Raw genomic sequence first — 19,257 nt, 5'->3', positions numbered from 1 at the left:
GCACTCGTAGCTCAGCTGGATAGAGTACTCGGCTACGAACCGAGCGGTCACAGGTTCGAATCCTGTCGAGTGCACCAAACAACAAAAAGCCCGCCTAGTGCGGGCTTTTTGCCGTCTGGGGTTTTTATTTTTCTTGTCTGTGACCACGACGTGTAATCGCCCTCCGGGCTTTTCTACCTGCCCCCATGTGTTTTCTTTTCTGCCTGTGTCGTCGCAGTTTCATGAGTGTGCCCGATACTCGGCGTTGTCGCGCAAGCGTTTGTTCTTGCCAGTTTTTTAACGTTTTAAGCAGCTGGGCGGTGTATCATTGCGCCCGTCAGCCCCGCCGGGGCTTGTGGAATACCTCCATGGACTTACCCAGTAGTAACTCAGTACCCCGTTTTACCAATCATGAATTGACTGATTGATCCTTCCGGCGTGCCCCGCTGCTGGGAGTGGAGTTCGCCTATGACCGAAGTTGAAGTAAAGAAAACACAAGAAAGCCTGCAGGATCGCCTCGCTCAAGTTGTTGAGCTGCTGCAGCGCCAGCGCGTGGTCGAAGACCTGACTCACCGTCAGGAAGGCCCGAATCATGACCGGGTAGAGAGCCTGGTCCACCGGCAAAACCTCGTCGAGTTGCAACGCAAGCTCGATGACCTGCACTCCGCCGACGTAGCCTACATCCTTGAAGCTTTGCCCCTGGGTGATCGCCTGACCCTCTGGCAACTGGTCAAGTCTGATCGCGACGGCGACATCCTCCTCGAAGTATCCGATTCGGTTCGTGAAACCCTGATCGCCGACATGGACGATCATGAGCTCCTGGCTGCAACCAAGGACATGGACGCCGACGAACTCGCCGACCTGGCCTCCGAGCTGCCGCGTGACGTCGTCCATGAGCTGATGGAGACCCTCGACGGCCAACAGCGTGAGCGTGTGCGCTCCGCGTTGTCCTACGACGAGGAGCAGGTTGGCGCGCTGATGGACTTCGAGATGGTGACTATTCGCGAAGACGTCAGCCTGGAAGTGGTGTTGCGTTACCTGCGCCGGTTAAAAGAGCTGCCAGGCCACACTGACAAACTGTTTGTGGTCGACAACGAGGGCATTCTCAAGGGCGTGCTGCCGATCAAGCGTCTGTTGGTCAATGACCCGGACAAGAAGGTCGCGGACGTCATGGCCAGCGACCCGGTCAGCTTTCATCCTGACGAAGACGCCTACGACGCCGCCCAGGCATTCGAGCGTTATGACTTGATCTCGGCCCCGGTGGTCGACAAGAACGGCAAGCTGATCGGCCGCTTGACCATCGATGAGATGGTCGATCTGATTCGTGAAGAGAGTGAAAACGAAGTCCTCAACATGGCGGGTCTGCGTGAAGAGGAAGATATCTTTGCGTCAGTCTGGAAATCTCTGCGTAACCGTTGGGCCTGGTTGGCCGTCAACCTGATTACCGCGTTTATTGCCTCTCGGGTGATCGGCCTGTTCGAAGGTTCCATCGAGAAGCTGGTGGCGCTGGCGGCTCTTATGCCTATCGTGGCCGGGATCGGTGGTAACTCCGGTAACCAGACCATCACAATGATCGTGCGGGCCATGGCCCTGGATCAGGTGAGCACTGGCAACACCTCGCGGCTGATGCGCAAGGAGCTGGCAGTGGGCCTGATCAATGGTCTGGTGTGGGGTGGCGTGATTGGCGTGGTGGCTTACTTGCTCTATGGCAGTTGGTCCCTGGGGGTAGTGATGACCGCCGCCATGACCCTTAACCTGCTATTGGCTGCGCTGATGGGGGTATTGATCCCCATGACCTTGGTGCGCCTTGGTCGCGACCCTGCCATGGGCGCCAGTGTGATGATCACGGCCATGACTGACAGTGGTGGCTTTTTCATCTTCCTGGGGCTGGCGACCATCTTCCTACTCTGATTGCCTTCTCCCGAGGCAAGCACCGCTGGGCCTTTAACCAAGTCACAGGCAAAAAAAAGCCAGCATGCAGCTGGCTTCGGCTTTCAGTCGCCAATCAGTTGGCTTCGGCGGCTGCCTCAACATCATGAGCGATAAGTGAGACAAGAGCGTTTTGCTGGCGGTGGGAGAGCTGACGAAAACGCTGCAGCAGTTCGCGTTCGTGCAGTGACAGCTCGGGGCTGTCCAGGCGCATGCTCAACGCTTCACCCAGCGCACCTTCCTGGATAAGGCTCTGTTCCAGGCGCGCGATGATTTCGGAGTTCATGCTGCGGTGATGATTGCGAGCCACCTCGGCAATGCGTTCCCGCATTCCGTCTGGCAGACGTACGACGAACTTGTCAGCCGTACGGCTGGAATAAATTGCCTGTTTCAATGGGCGCATATATTTAACCGGTTAGTTCAGGGGAGCGGTTTTTGGAATTGGCCGCAAGATGTGTGTTAGGACAAGGTCTGCAGCCAAATGTTCAACCTGAATTGCAAAGAGGCCGCATCATGCCTCAAATTTGCCAGTTCCTTGGCGTCAATTCTGTGACAAATATTGAACTGGCTACAGGCTTTATGCCAGCACTCATTTTCAAATTTGCGGACTGGTTGGAAAACTTTTCTGCAAGGCATCCATGCGATGCTTTCTACTCGAAAACCCAAGTTACAAAGGGTTTTGGGGCGCACATCCTATAATGGTGTGGCCTTTTGCCCTTAACTTTAAGGCTAGTGGCAAACTGCCGATTTACTAGGGTAGGGCGACGTAAGGTAGGGCGGCTGGACAACCGGGCTCGGAGCACAAGCAGGCTGCAGGGCCAGGAACAGCCACGCGGACTTGGACATTGAATACTCCTGTGTTTGGTTCAGAAAACCCAGTGTTCAGAAGAGTGTGCGGCTTGGTTGCCTTGGGTCAGTTGAATAGGTGATTGCGCATCGGCCGTCATGACCGCCAGCTGCGGACGCTGTTGGTGTTGCAAATGATGGGGAACAGCTTGGCTGGCTTGTGCCACATCATCACCGGTAGCGGATTGAAAATGGAACATCACCAGCGTGGCCAATGCCACGGCATTGAGGGCTACTAGTAGAGGCGTGCTGTTCATGGGCATATTCTCCGCAGGTGGCGTGGCCAGACTGAATTTGTAGGATAAAGGATTGCAGGTGTCATGCCAGTCTATATTTTGATTAAATCCTTTTTAAATCAATGCCTTAAAGACTAATTGGCAGGCCGGTTTGTTGCAATTTGCAATGATGGCATTTTGGGGTAGTGCATTTTGCACGACGGCCATGGATAGCCCTTGGTTGTTGCCCGAAACACGACTAGGCATTGCAAGGCTCGGCCTACACTCAAAAAGCCTACGGACGACATGACAAAACGCACCTTGGCCGTTAACATGCACGCCGTCCGCCGCTGTGCCTTTGGCCCGATGGTTGTCATTTGTCCCAGTAGCTCAATTGGATAGAGCATCCCCCTCCTAAGGGGAAGGTTGGCCGTTCGAACCGGCCCTGGGACACCACATTAGAGTTGCGCTCCTTTAAAAGAGCCGCGATACGCAAAAGCCCTGTTCAGAACACTCTGGCGGGGCTTTTTTGTGGGTTGGCGTTGGCCGCAGAGGATGGGAGGCGTCTGGGGGGCAGGTCTTTTTGATCGTATTGCGAACCTTGCCGGAGTTTGAGGTTCACAGGGGAGTGAGCGGTGGGGGCGTGAATTTTTGTCACCGCCTTGTACCTTGTATGCCGTCGTCGAGCGTCTGAGAGGTAGCCAATTGGCTTGACGAAAATAATCCTCTGGTACAGCGCGTTTTGGCTGTCCGGACCTGACGACGCCGGACTATCATGCTGGTAGCCTGACACCCACTGCAAGGAGCCGCTCGGAACGCCGATGCGCCAAATCTGGAAATCTTTTCGAGCCCTTTATTTTTCCTCGTTGATGATGCTGATCGGCTCCGGTCTGCTCAGTACGTACCTGGCTTTACGCCTGGCCGCCGATAATGTCGACAGCCTGTGGGTCGGTGCTTTGATGGCTGCCAACTACTTTGGTCTGGTGTTGGGTGGCAAGATCGGTCACCGCTTGATAGCCCGGGTCGGCCATATTCGCGCCTATGCCACCTGCGCCGGTATCGTCGGTGCGGCGGTGCTGGGCCATGGTTTGATCGACTGGCTGCCGGCCTGGATCGTACTGCGAATAATCGTCGGCCTCGGCATGATGTGCCAGTACATGGTCATCGAGAGCTGGCTCAACGAGCAGGCGGACGCCAAGCAGCGGGGCTTGGTCTTCAGTGGCTACATGATCGCTTCTTATCTGGGCCTGGTATTGGGCCAGCTTATTCTGGTCATGCATCCGCAGTTGGGCCTTGAGCTGCTGATGCTGGTTGCGCTGTGCTTTGCCCTGTGCCTGGTGCCGGTGGCGATGACTCGACGTATTCACCCGGCACCGTTGCATCCGGCGCCGATGGAACCGCGCTTTTTTATCAAGCGAGTACCGCAGTCCCTCAGTACCGTGCTGGGCGCCGGGTTGATTGTTGGCTCGTTCTACGGTCTGGCGCCGCTTTACGCTTCTCAGCAGGGGTTGAGCACTCAACAGGTCGGTCTGTTCATGGGTAGCTGCATTTTCGCCGGGCTGGTGGTGCAGTGGCCTTTGGGCTGGCTCTCGGATCGGTATGACCGGGCGCTGTTGATCCGTTGCTTCGCCTTGTGCCTTGCGGTGACGGCGCTGCCGTTGGCGATCATGACCCAGGTGCCGTTGGAAGTGCTGTTTGTGGCCGGGTTCTTCTGCTCCCTGGTGCAGTTCTGCCTTTACCCGTTGGCGGTGGCGTTTTCCAATGACCACGTTGAGGGTGATCGCCGCGTATCGCTGACAGCCATGCTGCTGGTGACTTACGGCGTCGGCGCCAGTATCGGGCCGCTGCTGGCCGGTGTGCTGATGAAGCTGTTTGGTAGCCAGATGCTCTATGCATTTTTCAGTTTGTGCGCGGTGATCCTGGTTTGGCGCATCCGTCCCAAAGCCGTGACCAACCTGCACCAGGTGGACGATGCACCGCTGCATCACGTGGCGGTACCTGACAGCATGTCCAGCTCGCCGCTGGTGGCCGCCCTTGACCCACGGGTGGATGAACAGGTGGTTCAGGATCAGATGCAGGCGCCGGTTCCCGAGCCAGACCCAGAGTCTGAAGCTGATCCTGATTCGGTGGAGCAGGGGCCTGCAGAAGAGTCGCCAGAGCCGCCAGAGCATCCGGACCCGGATGATCATCCCCACGATCTGAGCAGGGCACGCCCCTGAAACAAAAAACGGGCAGTCCCATAAGGGGCTGCCCGTTTTTTATGCAGATTGTTACCGCTTAAAGATCATCATCCTTGTCAAACCGCCGCGCCTCGCGCTGCAGCTGGTAGACAAAGCGTTCAACCTGGCGCTGCACCAACCCGCTCATGTTGTGAAAACGCACGCCGGCAAAGGTGGTGTCGATTCTTTCTTCGAAGTGCAGATAACGCAGCTCTACGGCGGTGCTCATGTTGCCGAAGGGCAGGGCGGCAATAAAGCGATCGTAGACCTGGCCCAGTTGCAGGCGCTGGGAGATATCACCGTCAAAGCGCAGCTTGCAACCGGTGGCGGAAATATCCAGCAGTTTGCCGCCAATGGGCAACTTGAGTTTCTCTCCGCCCATATCGACATTGACCAGTTGCGCCAATTTCAATGCTGCGCGAAAGGCGTTGCGCCGCTGATGGTAAACCACCTCGTCAGGCATGCCGCCCCGATAGATGCGGTGGCCGTCCTTTTCGCTGATGGTCAGGCTGCCGTTACTCTCCCAAGCCACCCGCACGCCGTCGTGGAAGCCTTCGATACGGAAGGCTTCGCCATTCTCAAGGTAGCGTTCGCCCTCCCGTGGGATCATTTCGTCCAGGCTCAGCGTCTTGCTGTCCCGGTCGACTTCCACCAGATAGCTTTGAAAGCGCTGGTTGCGCTCATGGAAGGTAATGATCAGGGGGTCGTGGCTCTCTTGCAGCAGCCGTAAGGTGCCGGCAATTTCCAGAGGCGTAGTGAGGACCTTGGGTGGCTGCGGAGCATCTTCCGCGTTGAGGGCGTTGAACACGGTTCTTCCATCTCCAGACAAAATACGACTACACGCAAGAACCGGCATTTTGCCAGTATGTTGCGCGCCTTGATAGGGCGCGCGATAAACCGGCGTCAGGCTTGGCTGATGGTGCTGGGCTTGACCAGTCGCGAGGTGGAGCCTTTGGCGTTATAGAGCGTCGGAGGTTCTCCGCCGTGAAGGATGCGCAGCTGGTTGGCGGTAGTGGCTTGCTGAAGCTGGATCGACTGGCCGTTGAGCGTGTTGGCTTCCTGGCAAGTGATGAGCAGCTGGTTGAGCTCCTGGCTCTGGGCCCGTAACTGGTCGCCTACCGACGAGTGGCTCGCCAGTTGCTCCAGGCCGTCGTGATCGGCAGGCAGTCCCAGGCTGACAAGAATCTGGCTGCGTTTCTTGCCATGCTGTTCCAGCAGAATGATCAGCGATTGCTTGCGCGCCAGAATATCTTCCAGCAGGCGCATGTCTCGGCCGTGCAGGGCGATCGACTCTTCCTGAAGCAGCTCAAGCAGATGCTGTGCTGGAGCCAGGTCTTCAATGATCAGTTGCAGTAAATTTTCGTCGTGCATGGCTGGCCTTGGGTTTTAAGCGTCCAAAAGCCTGGCGCAGGCCTTTGCCTAGCGCTCGGCTTCGAAGTTAAGCAGTTTGCTGGCTACACGGTTGCTGTCGACTTTGTAGCTGCCATCGGCAATCGCTTGTTTCAATTCGGCCACACGGGCTTTATTGACAACCGGTTGATCGCGCAGCGAGTCAGTGACCTTTTGCAACTGTTGAGCCTCATTGCTCAAATGTACCGATTCCCCGCTCTGGCTGGCGCCGGCCTGGTCTGCCTTGACGGGCAGTGGCTGGGACTTGCCGGCCTCAACGCTTTCCTTGGCACCGTTGGCGCGGGTGCTGACGAGCTGTGAGGGGGCGTTATTTAATCGACTGAAATCAATGACCATCATGAAAACCTCTGGGTATTTGGACGCTTGCCATGTTTTCGGCCATACCCGGACAAACTTTAGGCTCGACTGACAATAAACCTATACGTGATGACGTCTTGCGCACAGTGTAGGAAAAGCTGGCCTCCCGCGCCAGTGATCTATAACGCTACCTCGACCTGGCCGGGTGCAGTCACTCGCGCCTTGATCACCCGCTTGGAGTTGAGGTTCTTGACCCGAATCTGTTCGCTCATGCCGCCATTGGACAGAGCCTCTCCCGGCATTTTTACATTCAGGCCGCCGCTGCTGGCGGAAATCACCACTTGATCACCCTTGCGTATGACTTCCGCCTGTTCCAGGTGAGCCAGGGTGATGACCTGATCTGTGACCATTGGTCGGGTAAGTTTCTGCCCGATCGCTTGATCCACGGAAGTAAGGTATCCCTGACTGATCTGGCCGATGTCCCGCTCGCGTAGGGCAACGTCCTCAAAGCCGATAATGCCCAAGCGTTTCAGCGGGCGGGTGACGGCGACCACTTCGCGAAACAGGCGGACTTGAGCCGGTACGAACACCGTCCAGGGCGAGGCGCCGTCGCAGCGCACGCGCACGGTCACACGGCCGATGGGTTGTGCGGGGCTTTCCAGGGTGGCTGTCAATTCCTTGTCACACATGGGCAGGCGCAGGCGTGGGTCCAATTGGTTGACCTGGATTTCATAGCGTCCTGGTGTCTGCGTAGTGGCCAGATAATCTTCTACAGTGAACTCAAGAAAGCCTTGAGTGACGCCGATAAGTAGATCAGGCAAGGTGACGTTGTCGGCACGGGCCTGTTGGCCTGCAGCCAAGGCAAGCATCGTTAGCAAGGCGCAGAGCAATCTGCGGTACTGTTTAAAGTACGGCAGGGGGAGAAGGCGTCGGGAAACTGTCGTTTTGATGTCCATGGCCAATAAAAAAGCAAAGCTCGTGCCGTTTAGTGTTGGGTACGCGTCGTACCCGTAGGTTTTGTAGTGTAGGAGTCTGGGCATGGCGGGAGTAATGGATTCAGTGAACCAGCGCACGCAGCTGGTAGGGCAGAATCGCCTGGAGTTGCTGCTGTTTCGTTTGGATGGCAAGCAGCTTTACGGCATCAACGTCTTCAAGGTGCGGGAGGTGCTGCAATGTCCCAAGCTGACCGTATTGCCCAAGTCCAACCCTGTGGTGTGTGGCGTGGCCAACATTCGCGGCTCGACCATTCCGATTCTTGACTTGGCGATGGCTACGGGCTCGTCCGGCTTGCAGGATCGCGAGAGTCCGTTCGTGATCATCACCGAGTACAACACCAAGACCCAGGGTTTCCTGGTGCGCTCGGTGGAGCGCATCGTCAACATGAACTGGGAAGAGATCCATCCGCCGCCCAAGGGCACCGGTCGCGATCACTACCTGACGGCAGTGACGCGGGTCGACAACCAGTTGGTGGAAATCATCGACGTGGAGAAAATCCTCGCGGAAGTGGCGCCGACTTCGGAAGCTATTTCGGTGGGTGTAGTAGACGCGGAGACGGCGCACAAGGCGATTTCCCTGCGGGTGCTGACGGTGGATGACTCCTCGGTAGCGCGCAAGCAGGTCTCCCGTTGCCTGCAGACCGTTGGTGTCGAAGTGGTGGCACTCAACGATGGCCGCCAGGCCCTGGATTACCTGCGCAAGCTGGTGGATGAAGGCAAGAAACCGGAAGAAGAATTCTTGATGATGATTTCCGACATCGAGATGCCGGAAATGGACGGCTACACCCTTACGGCCGAGATACGCAACGATCCACGCATGCAAAAATTACATATCATCCTGCATACTTCATTGTCCGGTGTATTCAATCAGGCGATGGTCAAGAAGGTCGGTGCCGATGACTTCCTGGCCAAATTCCGTCCTGATGACCTGGCAGCCCGGGTAGTCGACCGGATCAAGGCAGCAGATCACGGCTAGGGGCTTTTTCCCTGGCGGTCACACGATTTAAGAGGCGGTACCATTGTCTACGGGTAATTTGGATTTCGAACAGTTCCGGGTCTTCCTGGAAAAAGCCTGTGGCATATTGCTCGGTGAAAACAAGCAGTACCTGGTATCAAGCCGTCTCAATAAACTGATGGAGCAGCAAGGGATCAAGTCCCTCGGCGACCTCGTTCAGCGGATACAGAGCCAGCCACGCAGCGGGCTCAAGGAAATGGTGGTCGATGCCATGACCACCAACGAAACCCTGTGGTTTCGTGACACCTATCCCTTTGAAGTGCTCAAGAACAAGGTCCTGCCCGAAGCGATCAAGGCCAGCCCCGGCCAGCGCCTGCGCATCTGGTCGGCGGCCTGCTCTTCGGGGCAGGAACCGTACTCGCTGTCGATGTCCATCGACGAGTTCGAGCGGACCAACATGGGCCAGTTGAAGGCCGGGGTGCAGATTGTTGCCACCGACTTGTCCGGCACCATGCTCACCAACTGCAAGACAGGTGAGTACGACAGCCTGGCCCTGGGGCGAGGCCTGTCTCCGGAACGCTTGCAGCGTTTCTTCGACCCCAAGGTTGCCGGTCGTTGGGCAGTCAAGGCGCCGATCAAGAGCCGGGTGGAGTTTCGTTCGTTCAACCTGCTGGACAGCTACGCCAGCCTGGGCAAGTTCGATATCGTGTTTTGCCGCAACGTACTGATCTACTTCTCGGCTGAAGTGAAGAAGGACATCCTGTTGCGCATCCACAGCACGCTCAAGCGCGGGGGGTATCTGTTTCTTGGCGCTTCTGAAGCGTTGAACGGGTTGCCGGATCATTACCAGATGGTGCAGTGCAGTCCTGGGATTATTTACCAGGCCAAGTGATAGGCATGCGTCGCATAAAAACCGGGAGGTCCTGCAAAGGCCTCCCGTTTTTTATGGGCGCAAAGCGGCAATGCGTATTGCCGCTTTACTGGCGTTTGGCGGAAACCCCTTGCCGCTTTTCTGGCATTGCCACCGGCAATCTCCCGGCAAACCCTTGATTTACAGGGATTCGATGACTTGGCATGCCACTTGCTATATCCAGATTACGAAAAGCAGGTCAGCCCCTAAAGGTTTCCGCCATGAGCATCAGCTTCGATAAAGCGCTCGGTATCCACGAACAAGCCCTGGGCTTTCGCGCCCAGCGTGCCGAAGTCCTGGCTAACAACATCGCCAACGCCGACACCCCGAACTACAAGGCTCGGGACTTGGACTTCTCCGCCGTGCTCGCCGCACAGCAGGACAAGACCAAGAGCGGCTCCTTCGCCTTGAACATGACCAATAACCGTCATATCGAAGCGCAAGGCCTGGGCAATGGCGACGAGTCGCTGATGTACCGCACGCCGATGCAGCCATCGATCGACCAGAACACCGTCGACGCGCAGTTGGAGCAATCGAACTACGCCGAGAACTCGGTGAACTTTCAGGCCAGCTTCACCCTGCTCAACAGCAAATTCAAAGGGCTGATGTCAGCCCTGCGCGGAGAGTAAGTCATGTCTCTATCCAGTGTTTTTAATATTGCCGGTAGTGGCATGAGCGCCCAGACCACCCGTCTGAACACCGTCGCCAGTAACATCGCCAACGCCGAGACCGTGTCGTCGAGCATTGACCAGACCTATCGCGCCCGTCACCCGGTGTTCGCCACCATGTTCCAGGGTGGCCAGAGTGGCGGCAGCGATTCGCTGTTCCAGGACCAGGATGCTGCGGGCCAGGGCGTTCAGGTGCTGGGTGTGGTCGAAGACCAGAGCAACCTCGACGCGCGCTACGAGCCGAACCATCCCGCCGCCGACGCCAAGGGTTATGTGTTCTATCCCAACGTCAATGTGGTCGAGGAAATGGCTGACATGATTTCCGCCAGTCGCTCGTTCCAGACCAACGCGGAAATGATGAACACCGCCAAAACCATGATGCAGAAGGTCCTGACTCTGGGTCAGTGATAAGGGGCGCCAAAGAATGTCCGTTACCAACGATGTGTCGAGTAACTCGACGATCCAGGACTTGTTCAACAACAAGGTCAAGGATGCCGCAGCCAACCAGGATAGCCTGGCGGGTGCTACCAAAGAGGCTTCTGGCAGCCAGGCCTTGGGCAAGGATGCGTTCCTGCAGTTGCTGGTCACCCAGCTGAAAAACCAGAACCCGCTGTCGCCCCAGGATAACGGCGCGTTTGTCGCGCAACTGGCGCAGTTCAGCAGCCTGGAAGGCATCAACACCCTGAACGACTCGGTGAATGCTATCTCCAGCAACTACAAATCGTCGCAAGCGCTGCAAGCGTCGTCGCTGGTGGGTCGTTCGGTGATCATCGAGACCGACAAGGCCATGGTCGACACCAGCAAGAGCTTCACCGGTTCCGTGGCAGTCACCTCGTCGGTGGGCAACGTCACCATCAAGGTCTCCGACAAGGACGGCAAGCTGGTCAAGACCATCGACTTGGGCGCTCAGGCAGCCGGCAAGTCGGACTTTATCTGGGACGGCAAAAACGAAGCCGGCGAGAAAGTCGACTCCGGCAACTACACCTTCGCGGCCACCACCAAGAGCGATGCCGGTGATGCGATAGCGTTGAAGACCTCGCTACCCGCCACGGTCACTAGCGTGACCTTGAGCCAGACGGGCGGCGAAATGCTGCTCAATCTTTCTGGCGGCATGGGCAGCATCAAGCTGTCGCAAATTCAGACTATCGGTACATAGAGCCGGCTAAATTCGGCAAGAGGAGAGAAACATGTCTTTTAATATCGGCCTTAGCGGCCTCTATGCGGCCAACAAACAGCTGGACGTGACTGGCAACAACATCGCCAACGTTGCTACCACCGGCTTCAAGTCGTCCCGTGCGGAATTCGCCGACGTCTACGCCGCCTCCAAACTGGGCAGCGGCCACAACGCTATTGGTAGCGGTGTGAGCCTGGCAGCGGTTTCCCAGCAATTCAGCCAAGGCGAAATCACCGGCACCGGTGGTTTGCTGGACATGGCGATCAAGGGCGGCGGCTTCTTTGTGCAGAAGGGCAGCGACGGTTCCTTGGAGTACACCCGCTCTGGTACTTTTAAACCGGACAAGGATGGCTACGTCACCAACTCCACCGGCACCTCGCGCCTGCAAGGTTACGCGGCAGACGAAAACGGCAATATCATCAAGGGTGGCCTGGTAGACCTGCGCATCGATCAGTCGAACCTGTCACCCAAGGCGTCCACCAAGGTGGACTCCACCAGCAACCTGAAGTCCTCGGAGCCAGTGATCGACCAGGCGCTCAACCCGTTCGATCCGACCAAATCGGACAGCTTTACCACCCAGTACACCACCATGTTGTACGACACCCAGGGCAACTCGCACCCTATGGTGCAGTACATGGTGAAGACCGACTCCAATACCTGGAAGGCCTACACTCTGATCGACGGCCGTAACCCCAACGGTACGCCTATCAGTGGCGCCGGTGCCGTCGCGCCTGTGGCGTCGACCGTGACCTTCGATACAGCTGGTGCGCTCAAGGGCATCGTTACGCCGCCAAGTACTGTTTCCAACACCACCCTGACTATTGCCGACTGGAAGCCGGGCGTCATGAAAAATGACGTGTGGGTAGATAACGGCGCGGCTGCCAACCCGACTGGTATTGCCGTCAATATGGCCAATATCACCCAGTACAACTCTGCCAGTTATCGCAACCCGCCGGTCACTGATGGTTACGCTACTGGCGAAATCACCGGGCTGAAAATCGACAGCAGCGGCGTCATGTTTGCCACGTTCAGTAACGAGCAGAGCAAGGCGATCGGCCAGATCTCCCTGGCCAGCTTCAACAATGAACAGGGCCTGCAGCCGAACGGCGGCACTACCTGGAAGGAGACCTTCGCGTCCGGCCAGCCAGGTTATGATGCGCCGGAGTCCGGTACTTTGGGTTCGGTCATCGCCAACTCCCTGGAGAACTCCAACGTCAACCTGACCAGCGAGTTGGTGGAGCTGATCAAGGCCCAGAGTAACTTCCAGGCGAACTCCAAGACCATCTCCACCGAAAGCACCATCATGCAGACCATTATTCAGATGACCTGATGTTGTCGATTTAGCGCCTGCACCGAAAGCCCCTCAATGAGGGGCTTTTTTTGCGCGCTATTTGGCAAGTGGGATGCTTCCTGGTGTTTCGTTTTGAGTGGTCGAGGCTGCTCTGCACTGACTGGAGGGGAGGTGTGTTGAGTTCACAGGTATCAGGCCTGGCGGACGTCATTTGCTCCGCGAAGCCCCTATGAAAAAGCCCCCGATAAACCCAACTGCAGCCAGGGTCTATCGGGGGCTTTTCAGTCCTGGGTGATTAAGCCCAGGACCTGCTCAGCTTACTGGCAAGCTTCGCAATCCGGCTCGTCAATCGCGCAGGCTTTTGGCACTGGTGCAGGGCCGGCCGGAGCCGCAAGAACCGAATCATCACCGTGGTTGCCGCTGGATACAGCGTTCAGCTTACCGGTATTGATGGTCGACTTCTCGGTGCTGGTCGCAGCTAGCGCACGGAGGTAGTAAGTGGTTTTCAGGCCACGGTACCAAGCCATGCGGTAGGTCACGTCCAGCTTCTTGCCCGAAGCGCTGGCGATGTACAGGTTCAGCGACTGAGCCTGGTCGATCCACTTCTGGCGACGGCTGGCGGCGTCAACGATCCACTTGGTGTCCACTTCGAAGGCAGTCGCGTAGAGCTCTTTGAGTTCTTGCGGGATGCGCTCGATCTGTTGCACCGAACCGTCGTAGTACTTCAGGTCGTTGATCATGACCGAGTCCCACAGGTCGCGGGCTTTCAGGTCGCGAACCAGATACGGGTTGATCACGGTGAATTCGCCCGACAGGTTCGATTTCACATACAGGTTCTGGTAAGTCGGTTCGATCGACTGCGACACGCCAGTGATGTTGGCGATGGTGGCGGTCGGTGCGATGGCCATGATGTTGGAGTTACGAATGCCTTTCTGCACACGGGCACGTACTGGCGCCCAGTCCAGGGATTCGTTCAGGTCAACGTCGATGTACTTCTGGCCACGTTGCTCAATCAGGATCTGTTGCGAATCCAGCGGCAGGATGCCTTTGGACCACAGCGAACCCTGGAACGTCTCGTAGGCGCCGCGCTCGTCAGCCAGGTCGCAGGAAGCCTGGATCGCGTAGTAGCTGACCGCCTCCATGGACTTGTCAGCGAACTCGACGGCTGCGTCGGAGCCGTAAGGAATGTGCTGCAGGTACAAAGCGTCCTGGAAGCCCATGATGCCCAGTCCAACCGGACGGTGCTTGAAGTTGGAGTTCTGCGCCTGTGGCACCGAGTAGTAGTTGATGTCGATAACGTTATCGAGCATGCGTACTGCGGTGTTGACGGTGCGCTCCAGCTTGGCGGTATCCAGCTTGCCGTCCTTGATGTGGTTCGGCAGGTTGATCGAACCCAGGTTGCAAACGGCGATCTCGTCCTTGTTGGTGTTCAAGGTGATCTCGGTGCACAGGTTCGAGCTGTGGACCACGCCCACGTGCTGCTGCGGGCTGCGCAGGTTGCACGGGTCTTTGAAGGTCAGCCATGGGTGGCCGGTTTCAAACAGCATGGAGAGCATTTTACGCCACAGATCTTTGGCCTGAATGGTCTTGAACAGCTTGATCTTGCCCGGGTACTGGGACAGGGCTTCGTAGTACTCGTAACGCTCTTCGAAGGCCTTGCCGGTCAGGTCGTGCAGGTCCGGTACTTCGGACGGCGAGAACAGGGTCCACTGGCCGTCATCGAAGACGCGCTTCATGAACAGGTCAGGGATCCAGTTGGCGGTGTTCATGTCGTGGGTACGACGACGGTCATCACCGGTGTTCTTGCGCAGCTCAATGAACTCTTCAATGTCCATGTGCCAGGTTTCCAGGTAGGCACAGACAGCGCCTTTGCGCTTGCCACCCTGGTTGACCGCTACGGCGGTGTCGTTCACGACTTTGAGGAACGGGACGACGCCCTGGGACTTGCCGTTGGTGCCCTTGATGTACGAACCCAAGGCGCGCACTGGCGTCCAGTCGTTGCCCAGGCCGCCAGCGAATTTGGACAGCATGGCGTTGTCGTGGATCGCGTGGTAGATGCCCGAGAGGTCATCCGGCACGGTGGTCAGGTAGCAGCTCGACAGCTGTGGACGCAGGGTGCCGGCGTTAAACAGGGTTGGCGTCGAGGACATGTAGTCGAAGGACGACAACAGGTTGTAGAACTCGATCGCACGGTCTTCCTTGTTCTTCTCTTCGATCGCCAGGCCCATGGCCACGCGCATGAAGAAGATCTGCGGCAGTTCGAAGCGGATACCGTCCTTGTGAATGAAGTAACGGTCGTACAGGGTTTGCAGGCCCAGGTAGGTGAACTGCTGGTCACGTTCGTGGTTGATTGCCTTGCCGAGTTTTTCCAGGTCGAAGGTGGCCAGGATCGGGTTCAACAATTCGTATTTGATACCCTTGGCGATGTACGAAGGCAGGGCCTTGGCGTACAGGTCGACCATTTCGTGGTGGGTCGCGCTGTCGGCGACTTCCAGGAAGCTCAGGCCTTCGGCGCGCAGGGTGTCCATCAACAGGCGGGCGGTGACGAACGAGTAGTTCGGCTCACGCTCGACCAGGGTACGGGCAGTCATCACCAGGGCGGTATTGACGTCGCTCAGGGCCACGCCGTCGTACAGGTTCTTCAGGGTTTCGCGCTGGATCAGGTCGCCGTCGACTTCTTCCAGGCCTTCACAGGCCTCGGTGACGATGGTGTTCAGGCGGCCCATGTCCAGCGGCGCGAAGGTGCCGTCGGCGAGGGTGATGCGGATCGACGGGTGAGCGTTTACCGCTTCCTCGGTCGGAGCGCGGGTCGCACGTTCCTTGGAGCGACCGTCGCGGTAGATCACGTAGTCGCGAGCCACTTTCTGCTCGCCGGCACGCATCAGAGCCAGTTCGACCTGGTCCTGGATTTCTTCGATGTGGATGGTGCCGCCCGATGGCATGCGACGCTTGAAGGTTGCAGTGACTTGTTCGGTCAGGCGGGCAACGGTGTCGTGGATTCGCGACGAGGCAGCAGCGGTGCCGCCTTCAACTGCGAGAAACGCTTTGGTGATGGCGACGGTGATTTTGTCATCGGTGTAAGGAACGACAGTGCCGTTACGCTTGATCACGCGCAATTGGCCGGGTGCGGTGGCGGACAGATCCAGATTCGAATCGGCGGCCTGCTGCACGGAGCCCTGCGGGTTCTCGCGAGTTGTGTCGGTTTGCATGGGGGGTTGTCTCCACATTCTATATTTATTTGGGCACCATCACGGTGCCCACCGTTCCGTCCTGAAGCACTTACAGCAGGCCTGGGCCTGGCATAACAACTTCGGGACAGGAGGAAGGGAGCTGATCGCGCCGCTTCCATGCCGAAGTCTTCGGTGCAGAGCCTTGGCTCTAAACCGTATTCCTGATGGGTGACAGTTTTGTACTGCAACACCCGTACCGTTTCTCCCGGTGTGGGCTGAAACGGCTGCCATCCGCGTGCGCGGTTTGGTCTTCTGAAAACGTCTTAAGTTCAACCAAACAGGAGCAAGAAAGGGCTTGAGTTTCTTGTCTGATTTGTGTTTGGTCTTTTTGCCGAAAACCCTACATGTAGGGTTTTTTTTGCGGCGAGCTACAAGATAATGCGTTTTGGGGGGCTTAGCAACGCACTACCTGTGGATAACGCTGTGGGTAAAATGTGTATGAAAGAGCGAATCGCCGTGTAGGCCGCAGTACTGCGGCATTACACCGCTTGTCACCGAATATTCAAAGGTGAAAACACCCGGTTGGTTTTTTGAGGGCGCGAACCCTATCACAAAAAAACGCGATTACCGAATGCATTTCCAGGCTTGTGTTCGAGGGCTGGCCCGTTGCTACAATCGGCTTGGATACACGCTGTGTTATGCCCTCTCCACATGACAAATATAGGGGCGAGGGGGGACGCCTAGTTCTTGCTTGCGAAAAACGGCAGAGCGCCGCTGGGTGTCAAATTTTACGCGTTATCGTTAACCACCATCGCGAGCACGCTTGCGCCTACATTATTTGAATAGAGGTAACGCATGGAGCATGAAGCCTGGCAGGTATTGATTGTCGAGGACGACCAGCGCCTGGCTGAATTGACCCGTGATTATCTGGAAGGCAACGGCCTGCGGGTGTCGATAGAGGGCAACGGTGCCCTGGCGGCGGCACGGATCATTGCCGAGCAGCCCGACCTGGTGATTCTCGACCTGATGCTGCCCGGCGAAGACGGCCTGAGCATCTGCCGCAAGGTGCGTGAGCGCTACGACGGGGTGATCCTGATGCTGACCGCCCGCACCGACGACATGGACCAAGTGCAGGGCCTGGACATGGGTGCTGACGACTATGTCTGCAAGCCGGTGCGCCCGAGGTTGCTGCTGGCGCGAATCCAGGCCTTGCTGCGACGCAGCGAAAACGTCGAGCCGGCGATCCCCGAAAAACAACGACGCCTGCAATTCGGCCCGTTAGTGGTGGACAACGCCCTGCGCGAAGCTTGGCTGCACGACGGAGGCATCGAACTGACCAGCGCCGAATTCGACCTGTTGTGGCTGCTGGTCGCCAATGCCGGGCGCATCCTGTCTCGGGAAGAAATCTTCACCGCCTTGCGCGGTATCGGCTATGACGGTCAGGACCGCTCCATCGACGTACGCATCTCGCGGATACGTCCGAAAATCGGCGATGACCCGATCCATCCGCGCCTGATCAAGACCATCCGCAGCAAAGGTTATTTGTTCGTCCCTGAAGCTGCCGCCGACCTGCAACCGTGAACTCGATCTTCCTGCGCATCTACGGCGGCATGTGTGCGGCGCTGATCCTGGTGGCGCTGCTCGGCGTTCTGGCATTGCACCTGCTCAACGAGGTGCGCAGTGACCAGTACCGTGAGCGCCTGGCCCACGGCACCTTTGCCCTGATGGGCGACAGCTTGCAACCGATGAGCGCCATCGAGCGCCGCCGAGCCCTGGCGGTGTGGGAGCGCTTGCTGGGGATTCCCCTGCAATTGCAGGCCGTGGCCGATGCCCAGCTCGACTTGGGCCAGCGTAATCGCCTGCAACGGGGTCAGGTGTTGGTAGAGCAGACCGGGCCCCATGCCGCCAAGGTTCTGCGACTGGTCAGTGAAAAAGAGCAATTGTTGCTCACCGGGGAAGTGCAGCAAATCAGCGAACAACTGGCCCGGGCGACTATCTACCTACTGGCCGATGAACTGGTGCGCTACCCGGTGGCCGAGCAGCCCAAACGCCTGGCAGACCTTAAAGAAGCCAAGGGCTTTGGCTTCGAACTGCACCTGATTACCCTCGACCAGGCCGATATGGACGAAGACCAGCGCCGCCGAGTAGCGGAAGGCGATACGGTGATGGCGCTGGGCAAGGGTGGTGATTCGATCCGCGTGTTTGCCGGCATGGTTGGCACGCCGTGGGTCCTGGAAATCGGCCCGCTGTACCAGATGAATCCTTATCCGGCGCAATGGCTGATATTGATTGCGCTGATCGGTCTGACCCTGATCGGCTTGATTGTCTACCTGCTGGTGCGGCAACTGGAGCGTCGCCTGCACGGCCTTGAATCCGCCGCTACGCGCATCGCCAAAGGCAACCTGGAGGCGCGGGTGCCAGCGCGCGGTGCTGACTCGGTAGGGCGCCTGGCGGCGGCCTTTAACGGTATGGCCGAGCATCTGCAGCGGTTGCTGGCGATCCAGCGCGAATTGGTGCGAGCGGTGTCCCACGAGCTGCGCACCCCGGTGGCGCGCCTGCGCTTTGGCCTGGAGATGATCGGCGACGCCGCCACCCCTGAAGCCCGGCGTAAATACATGGAAGGCATGGACAGCGATATCCAGGACCTCGATGGCCTGGTGGACGAGATGCTCACCTACGCGCGGCTGGAGCAGGGTTCGCCGGCACTGAACTTCCAACGGGTCGACCTCAATGCCTTGCTCGATCAGGTCATTGGTGAGTTAGCGCCGCTGCGCCCGGCAATCAATGTGGCGCGAGGGATTTGCCTGTCATCGGCCCACTTGGATGACGCCTGGGTCGAGGCTGAGCCGCGCTACCTGCACCGGGCCCTGCAAAACCTGGTGAGCAATGCCATGCGTCACGCGCAGTCACAGGTGTTGATCAGTTATCAGGTGGGCCAGGTACGTTGTCGCATCGACGTCGAAGACGATGGCCCCGGCGTGCCGGAAAATGCCTGGGAACGGGTCTTCACCCCGTTCCTGCGCCTGGACGACAGCCGTACCAGGGCCTCGGGTGGGCATGGCCTGGGGCTTTCGATTGTGCGCAGGATTATCAATTGGCACGGCGGGAGGGCGTTGATCAGCAAGAGCAACAACCTGGGCGGGGCCTGTTTCAGCTTGAGTTGGCCGAGGGATCAAGAGAAACCTTGAGACCCTGTTGC

The 19,257-nt window shown here is 57.8% G+C and carries 17 protein-coding genes and 2 tRNA genes; 12 read left to right on the top strand and 7 right to left on the bottom strand.

All coding sequences use genetic code 11. The annotated features are described in order from the left end of the window. Both AAEZ06_RS17290 and mgtE read left to right on the top strand, forming a co-directional pair. Window positions 1-77 (top strand) — tRNA-Arg (locus AAEZ06_RS17290). Between the two features lie 370 nt (window positions 78-447). Continuing rightward, on the top strand, window positions 448-1,890 hold the full coding sequence (gene mgtE / locus AAEZ06_RS17285; RefSeq protein WP_149413549.1) for a magnesium transporter: 1,443 nt from the start codon (window positions 448-450) through the stop codon (window positions 1,888-1,890). Window positions 1,891-1,984: 94 nt separating this feature from the next. On the opposite strand, the gene AAEZ06_RS17280 is transcribed toward mgtE, so the two are convergent. Together AAEZ06_RS17280 and AAEZ06_RS17275 are read right to left on the bottom strand one after the other, a co-directional pair. Continuing rightward, complete coding sequence (locus AAEZ06_RS17280) at window positions 1,985-2,311, bottom strand: Arc family DNA-binding protein (protein WP_133099243.1); 327 nt, start codon at window positions 2,309-2,311, stop codon at window positions 1,985-1,987. A gap of 463 nt (window positions 2,312-2,774) precedes the next feature. Continuing rightward, complete coding sequence (locus AAEZ06_RS17275) at window positions 2,775-3,011, bottom strand: hypothetical protein (RefSeq protein WP_149413547.1); 237 nt, start codon at window positions 3,009-3,011, stop codon at window positions 2,775-2,777. Between the two features lie 337 nt (window positions 3,012-3,348). Between AAEZ06_RS17275 and AAEZ06_RS17270 the strand changes: the two genes are divergently transcribed. Continuing rightward, window positions 3,349-3,425, top strand: a tRNA-Arg gene (locus tag AAEZ06_RS17270). A 365-nt stretch (window positions 3,426-3,790) separates the two neighbouring features. Beyond that, on the top strand, window positions 3,791-5,188 hold the full coding sequence (locus tag AAEZ06_RS17265; RefSeq protein WP_149413546.1) for an MFS transporter: 1,398 nt from the start codon (window positions 3,791-3,793) through the stop codon (window positions 5,186-5,188). A 58-nt stretch (window positions 5,189-5,246) separates the two neighbouring features. Here AAEZ06_RS17265 and AAEZ06_RS17260 read toward each other — a convergent pair whose 3' ends face one another. The 4 genes from AAEZ06_RS17260 to flgA form a co-directional block, all read right to left on the bottom strand. Next, on the bottom strand, window positions 5,247-5,996 hold the full coding sequence (locus tag AAEZ06_RS17260; RefSeq protein WP_149413545.1) for a flagellar brake protein: 750 nt from the start codon (window positions 5,994-5,996) through the stop codon (window positions 5,247-5,249). 95 nt (window positions 5,997-6,091) lie between these two features. Then, entirely contained in the window at window positions 6,092-6,559 is a 468-nt protein-coding gene (locus tag AAEZ06_RS17255; protein WP_149413544.1) for a flagella synthesis protein FlgN, read from the bottom strand. A 48-nt stretch (window positions 6,560-6,607) separates the two neighbouring features. Beyond that, window positions 6,608-6,934, bottom strand: coding sequence for a flagellar biosynthesis anti-sigma factor FlgM (gene flgM, locus AAEZ06_RS17250; RefSeq protein ID WP_133099456.1), 327 nt, complete (start codon window positions 6,932-6,934; stop codon window positions 6,608-6,610). A gap of 140 nt (window positions 6,935-7,074) precedes the next feature. After that, window positions 7,075-7,851: a flagellar basal body P-ring formation chaperone FlgA gene (gene flgA / locus AAEZ06_RS17245; protein WP_149413543.1), complete on the bottom strand. Its 777-nt coding sequence runs from the start codon at window positions 7,849-7,851 to the stop codon at window positions 7,075-7,077. 82 nt (window positions 7,852-7,933) lie between these two features. On the opposite strand from flgA, the gene AAEZ06_RS17240 reads away from it, so the two are divergent. The 6 genes from AAEZ06_RS17240 to flgE all read left to right on the top strand — a co-directional run bounded on the left by AAEZ06_RS17240 (window position 7,934) and on the right by flgE (window position 12,927). Next, window positions 7,934-8,866 (top strand): chemotaxis protein CheV, encoded by a 933-nt coding sequence (locus AAEZ06_RS17240; RefSeq protein WP_133099235.1) that lies wholly within the window; start codon window positions 7,934-7,936, stop codon window positions 8,864-8,866. 43 nt (window positions 8,867-8,909) lie between these two features. Beyond that, window positions 8,910-9,737, top strand: coding sequence for a protein-glutamate O-methyltransferase CheR (gene cheR / locus AAEZ06_RS17235; protein ID WP_149413542.1), 828 nt, complete (start codon window positions 8,910-8,912; stop codon window positions 9,735-9,737). 239 nt (window positions 9,738-9,976) lie between these two features. Beyond that, the gene (gene flgB / locus AAEZ06_RS17230; protein ID WP_149413541.1) at window positions 9,977-10,384 is read left to right on the top strand and encodes a flagellar basal body rod protein FlgB; all 408 of its coding nucleotides are present in this window, start codon (window positions 9,977-9,979) and stop codon (window positions 10,382-10,384) included. A gap of 3 nt (window positions 10,385-10,387) precedes the next feature. Continuing rightward, window positions 10,388-10,831: a flagellar basal body rod protein FlgC gene (gene flgC, locus AAEZ06_RS17225; RefSeq protein WP_133099232.1), complete on the top strand. Its 444-nt coding sequence runs from the start codon at window positions 10,388-10,390 to the stop codon at window positions 10,829-10,831. Between the two features lie 16 nt (window positions 10,832-10,847). Continuing rightward, the gene (gene flgD / locus AAEZ06_RS17220; protein ID WP_149413540.1) at window positions 10,848-11,579 is read left to right on the top strand and encodes a flagellar hook assembly protein FlgD; all 732 of its coding nucleotides are present in this window, start codon (window positions 10,848-10,850) and stop codon (window positions 11,577-11,579) included. 31 nt (window positions 11,580-11,610) lie between these two features. Continuing rightward, the gene (flgE, locus tag AAEZ06_RS17215; RefSeq protein WP_350615330.1) at window positions 11,611-12,927 is read left to right on the top strand and encodes a flagellar hook protein FlgE; all 1,317 of its coding nucleotides are present in this window, start codon (window positions 11,611-11,613) and stop codon (window positions 12,925-12,927) included. Between the two features lie 278 nt (window positions 12,928-13,205). On the opposite strand, the gene AAEZ06_RS17210 is transcribed toward flgE, so the two are convergent. Beyond that, window positions 13,206-16,097 carry a ribonucleoside-diphosphate reductase subunit alpha gene (locus AAEZ06_RS17210; RefSeq protein WP_133099226.1) on the bottom strand — a complete coding sequence of 964 codons (2,892 nt, stop codon included), beginning with the start codon at window positions 16,095-16,097 and terminating at the stop codon, window positions 13,206-13,208. A gap of 816 nt (window positions 16,098-16,913) precedes the next feature. Between AAEZ06_RS17210 and AAEZ06_RS17205 the strand changes: the two genes are divergently transcribed. Both AAEZ06_RS17205 and AAEZ06_RS17200 read left to right on the top strand, forming a co-directional pair. Continuing rightward, window positions 16,914-17,639, top strand: coding sequence for a response regulator (locus tag AAEZ06_RS17205; RefSeq protein ID WP_149413538.1), 726 nt, complete (start codon window positions 16,914-16,916; stop codon window positions 17,637-17,639). After that, window positions 17,636-19,246 carry an ATP-binding protein gene (locus tag AAEZ06_RS17200; RefSeq protein ID WP_149413537.1) on the top strand — a complete coding sequence of 537 codons (1,611 nt, stop codon included), beginning with the start codon at window positions 17,636-17,638 and terminating at the stop codon, window positions 19,244-19,246. The genes AAEZ06_RS17205 and AAEZ06_RS17200 overlap by 4 nt, the downstream gene beginning before the upstream one ends. Window positions 19,247-19,257 lie beyond the last annotated feature (11 nt).

It is taken from the genome of Pseudomonas sp. HY7a-MNA-CIBAN-0227 (genome assembly GCF_040310325.1).
Taxonomy (GTDB): domain Bacteria; phylum Pseudomonadota; class Gammaproteobacteria; order Pseudomonadales; family Pseudomonadaceae; genus Aquipseudomonas.
The sequence above is the reverse complement of the archived record's forward strand: the minus strand, read 5'-3'. Positions and strand labels throughout refer to the sequence as shown.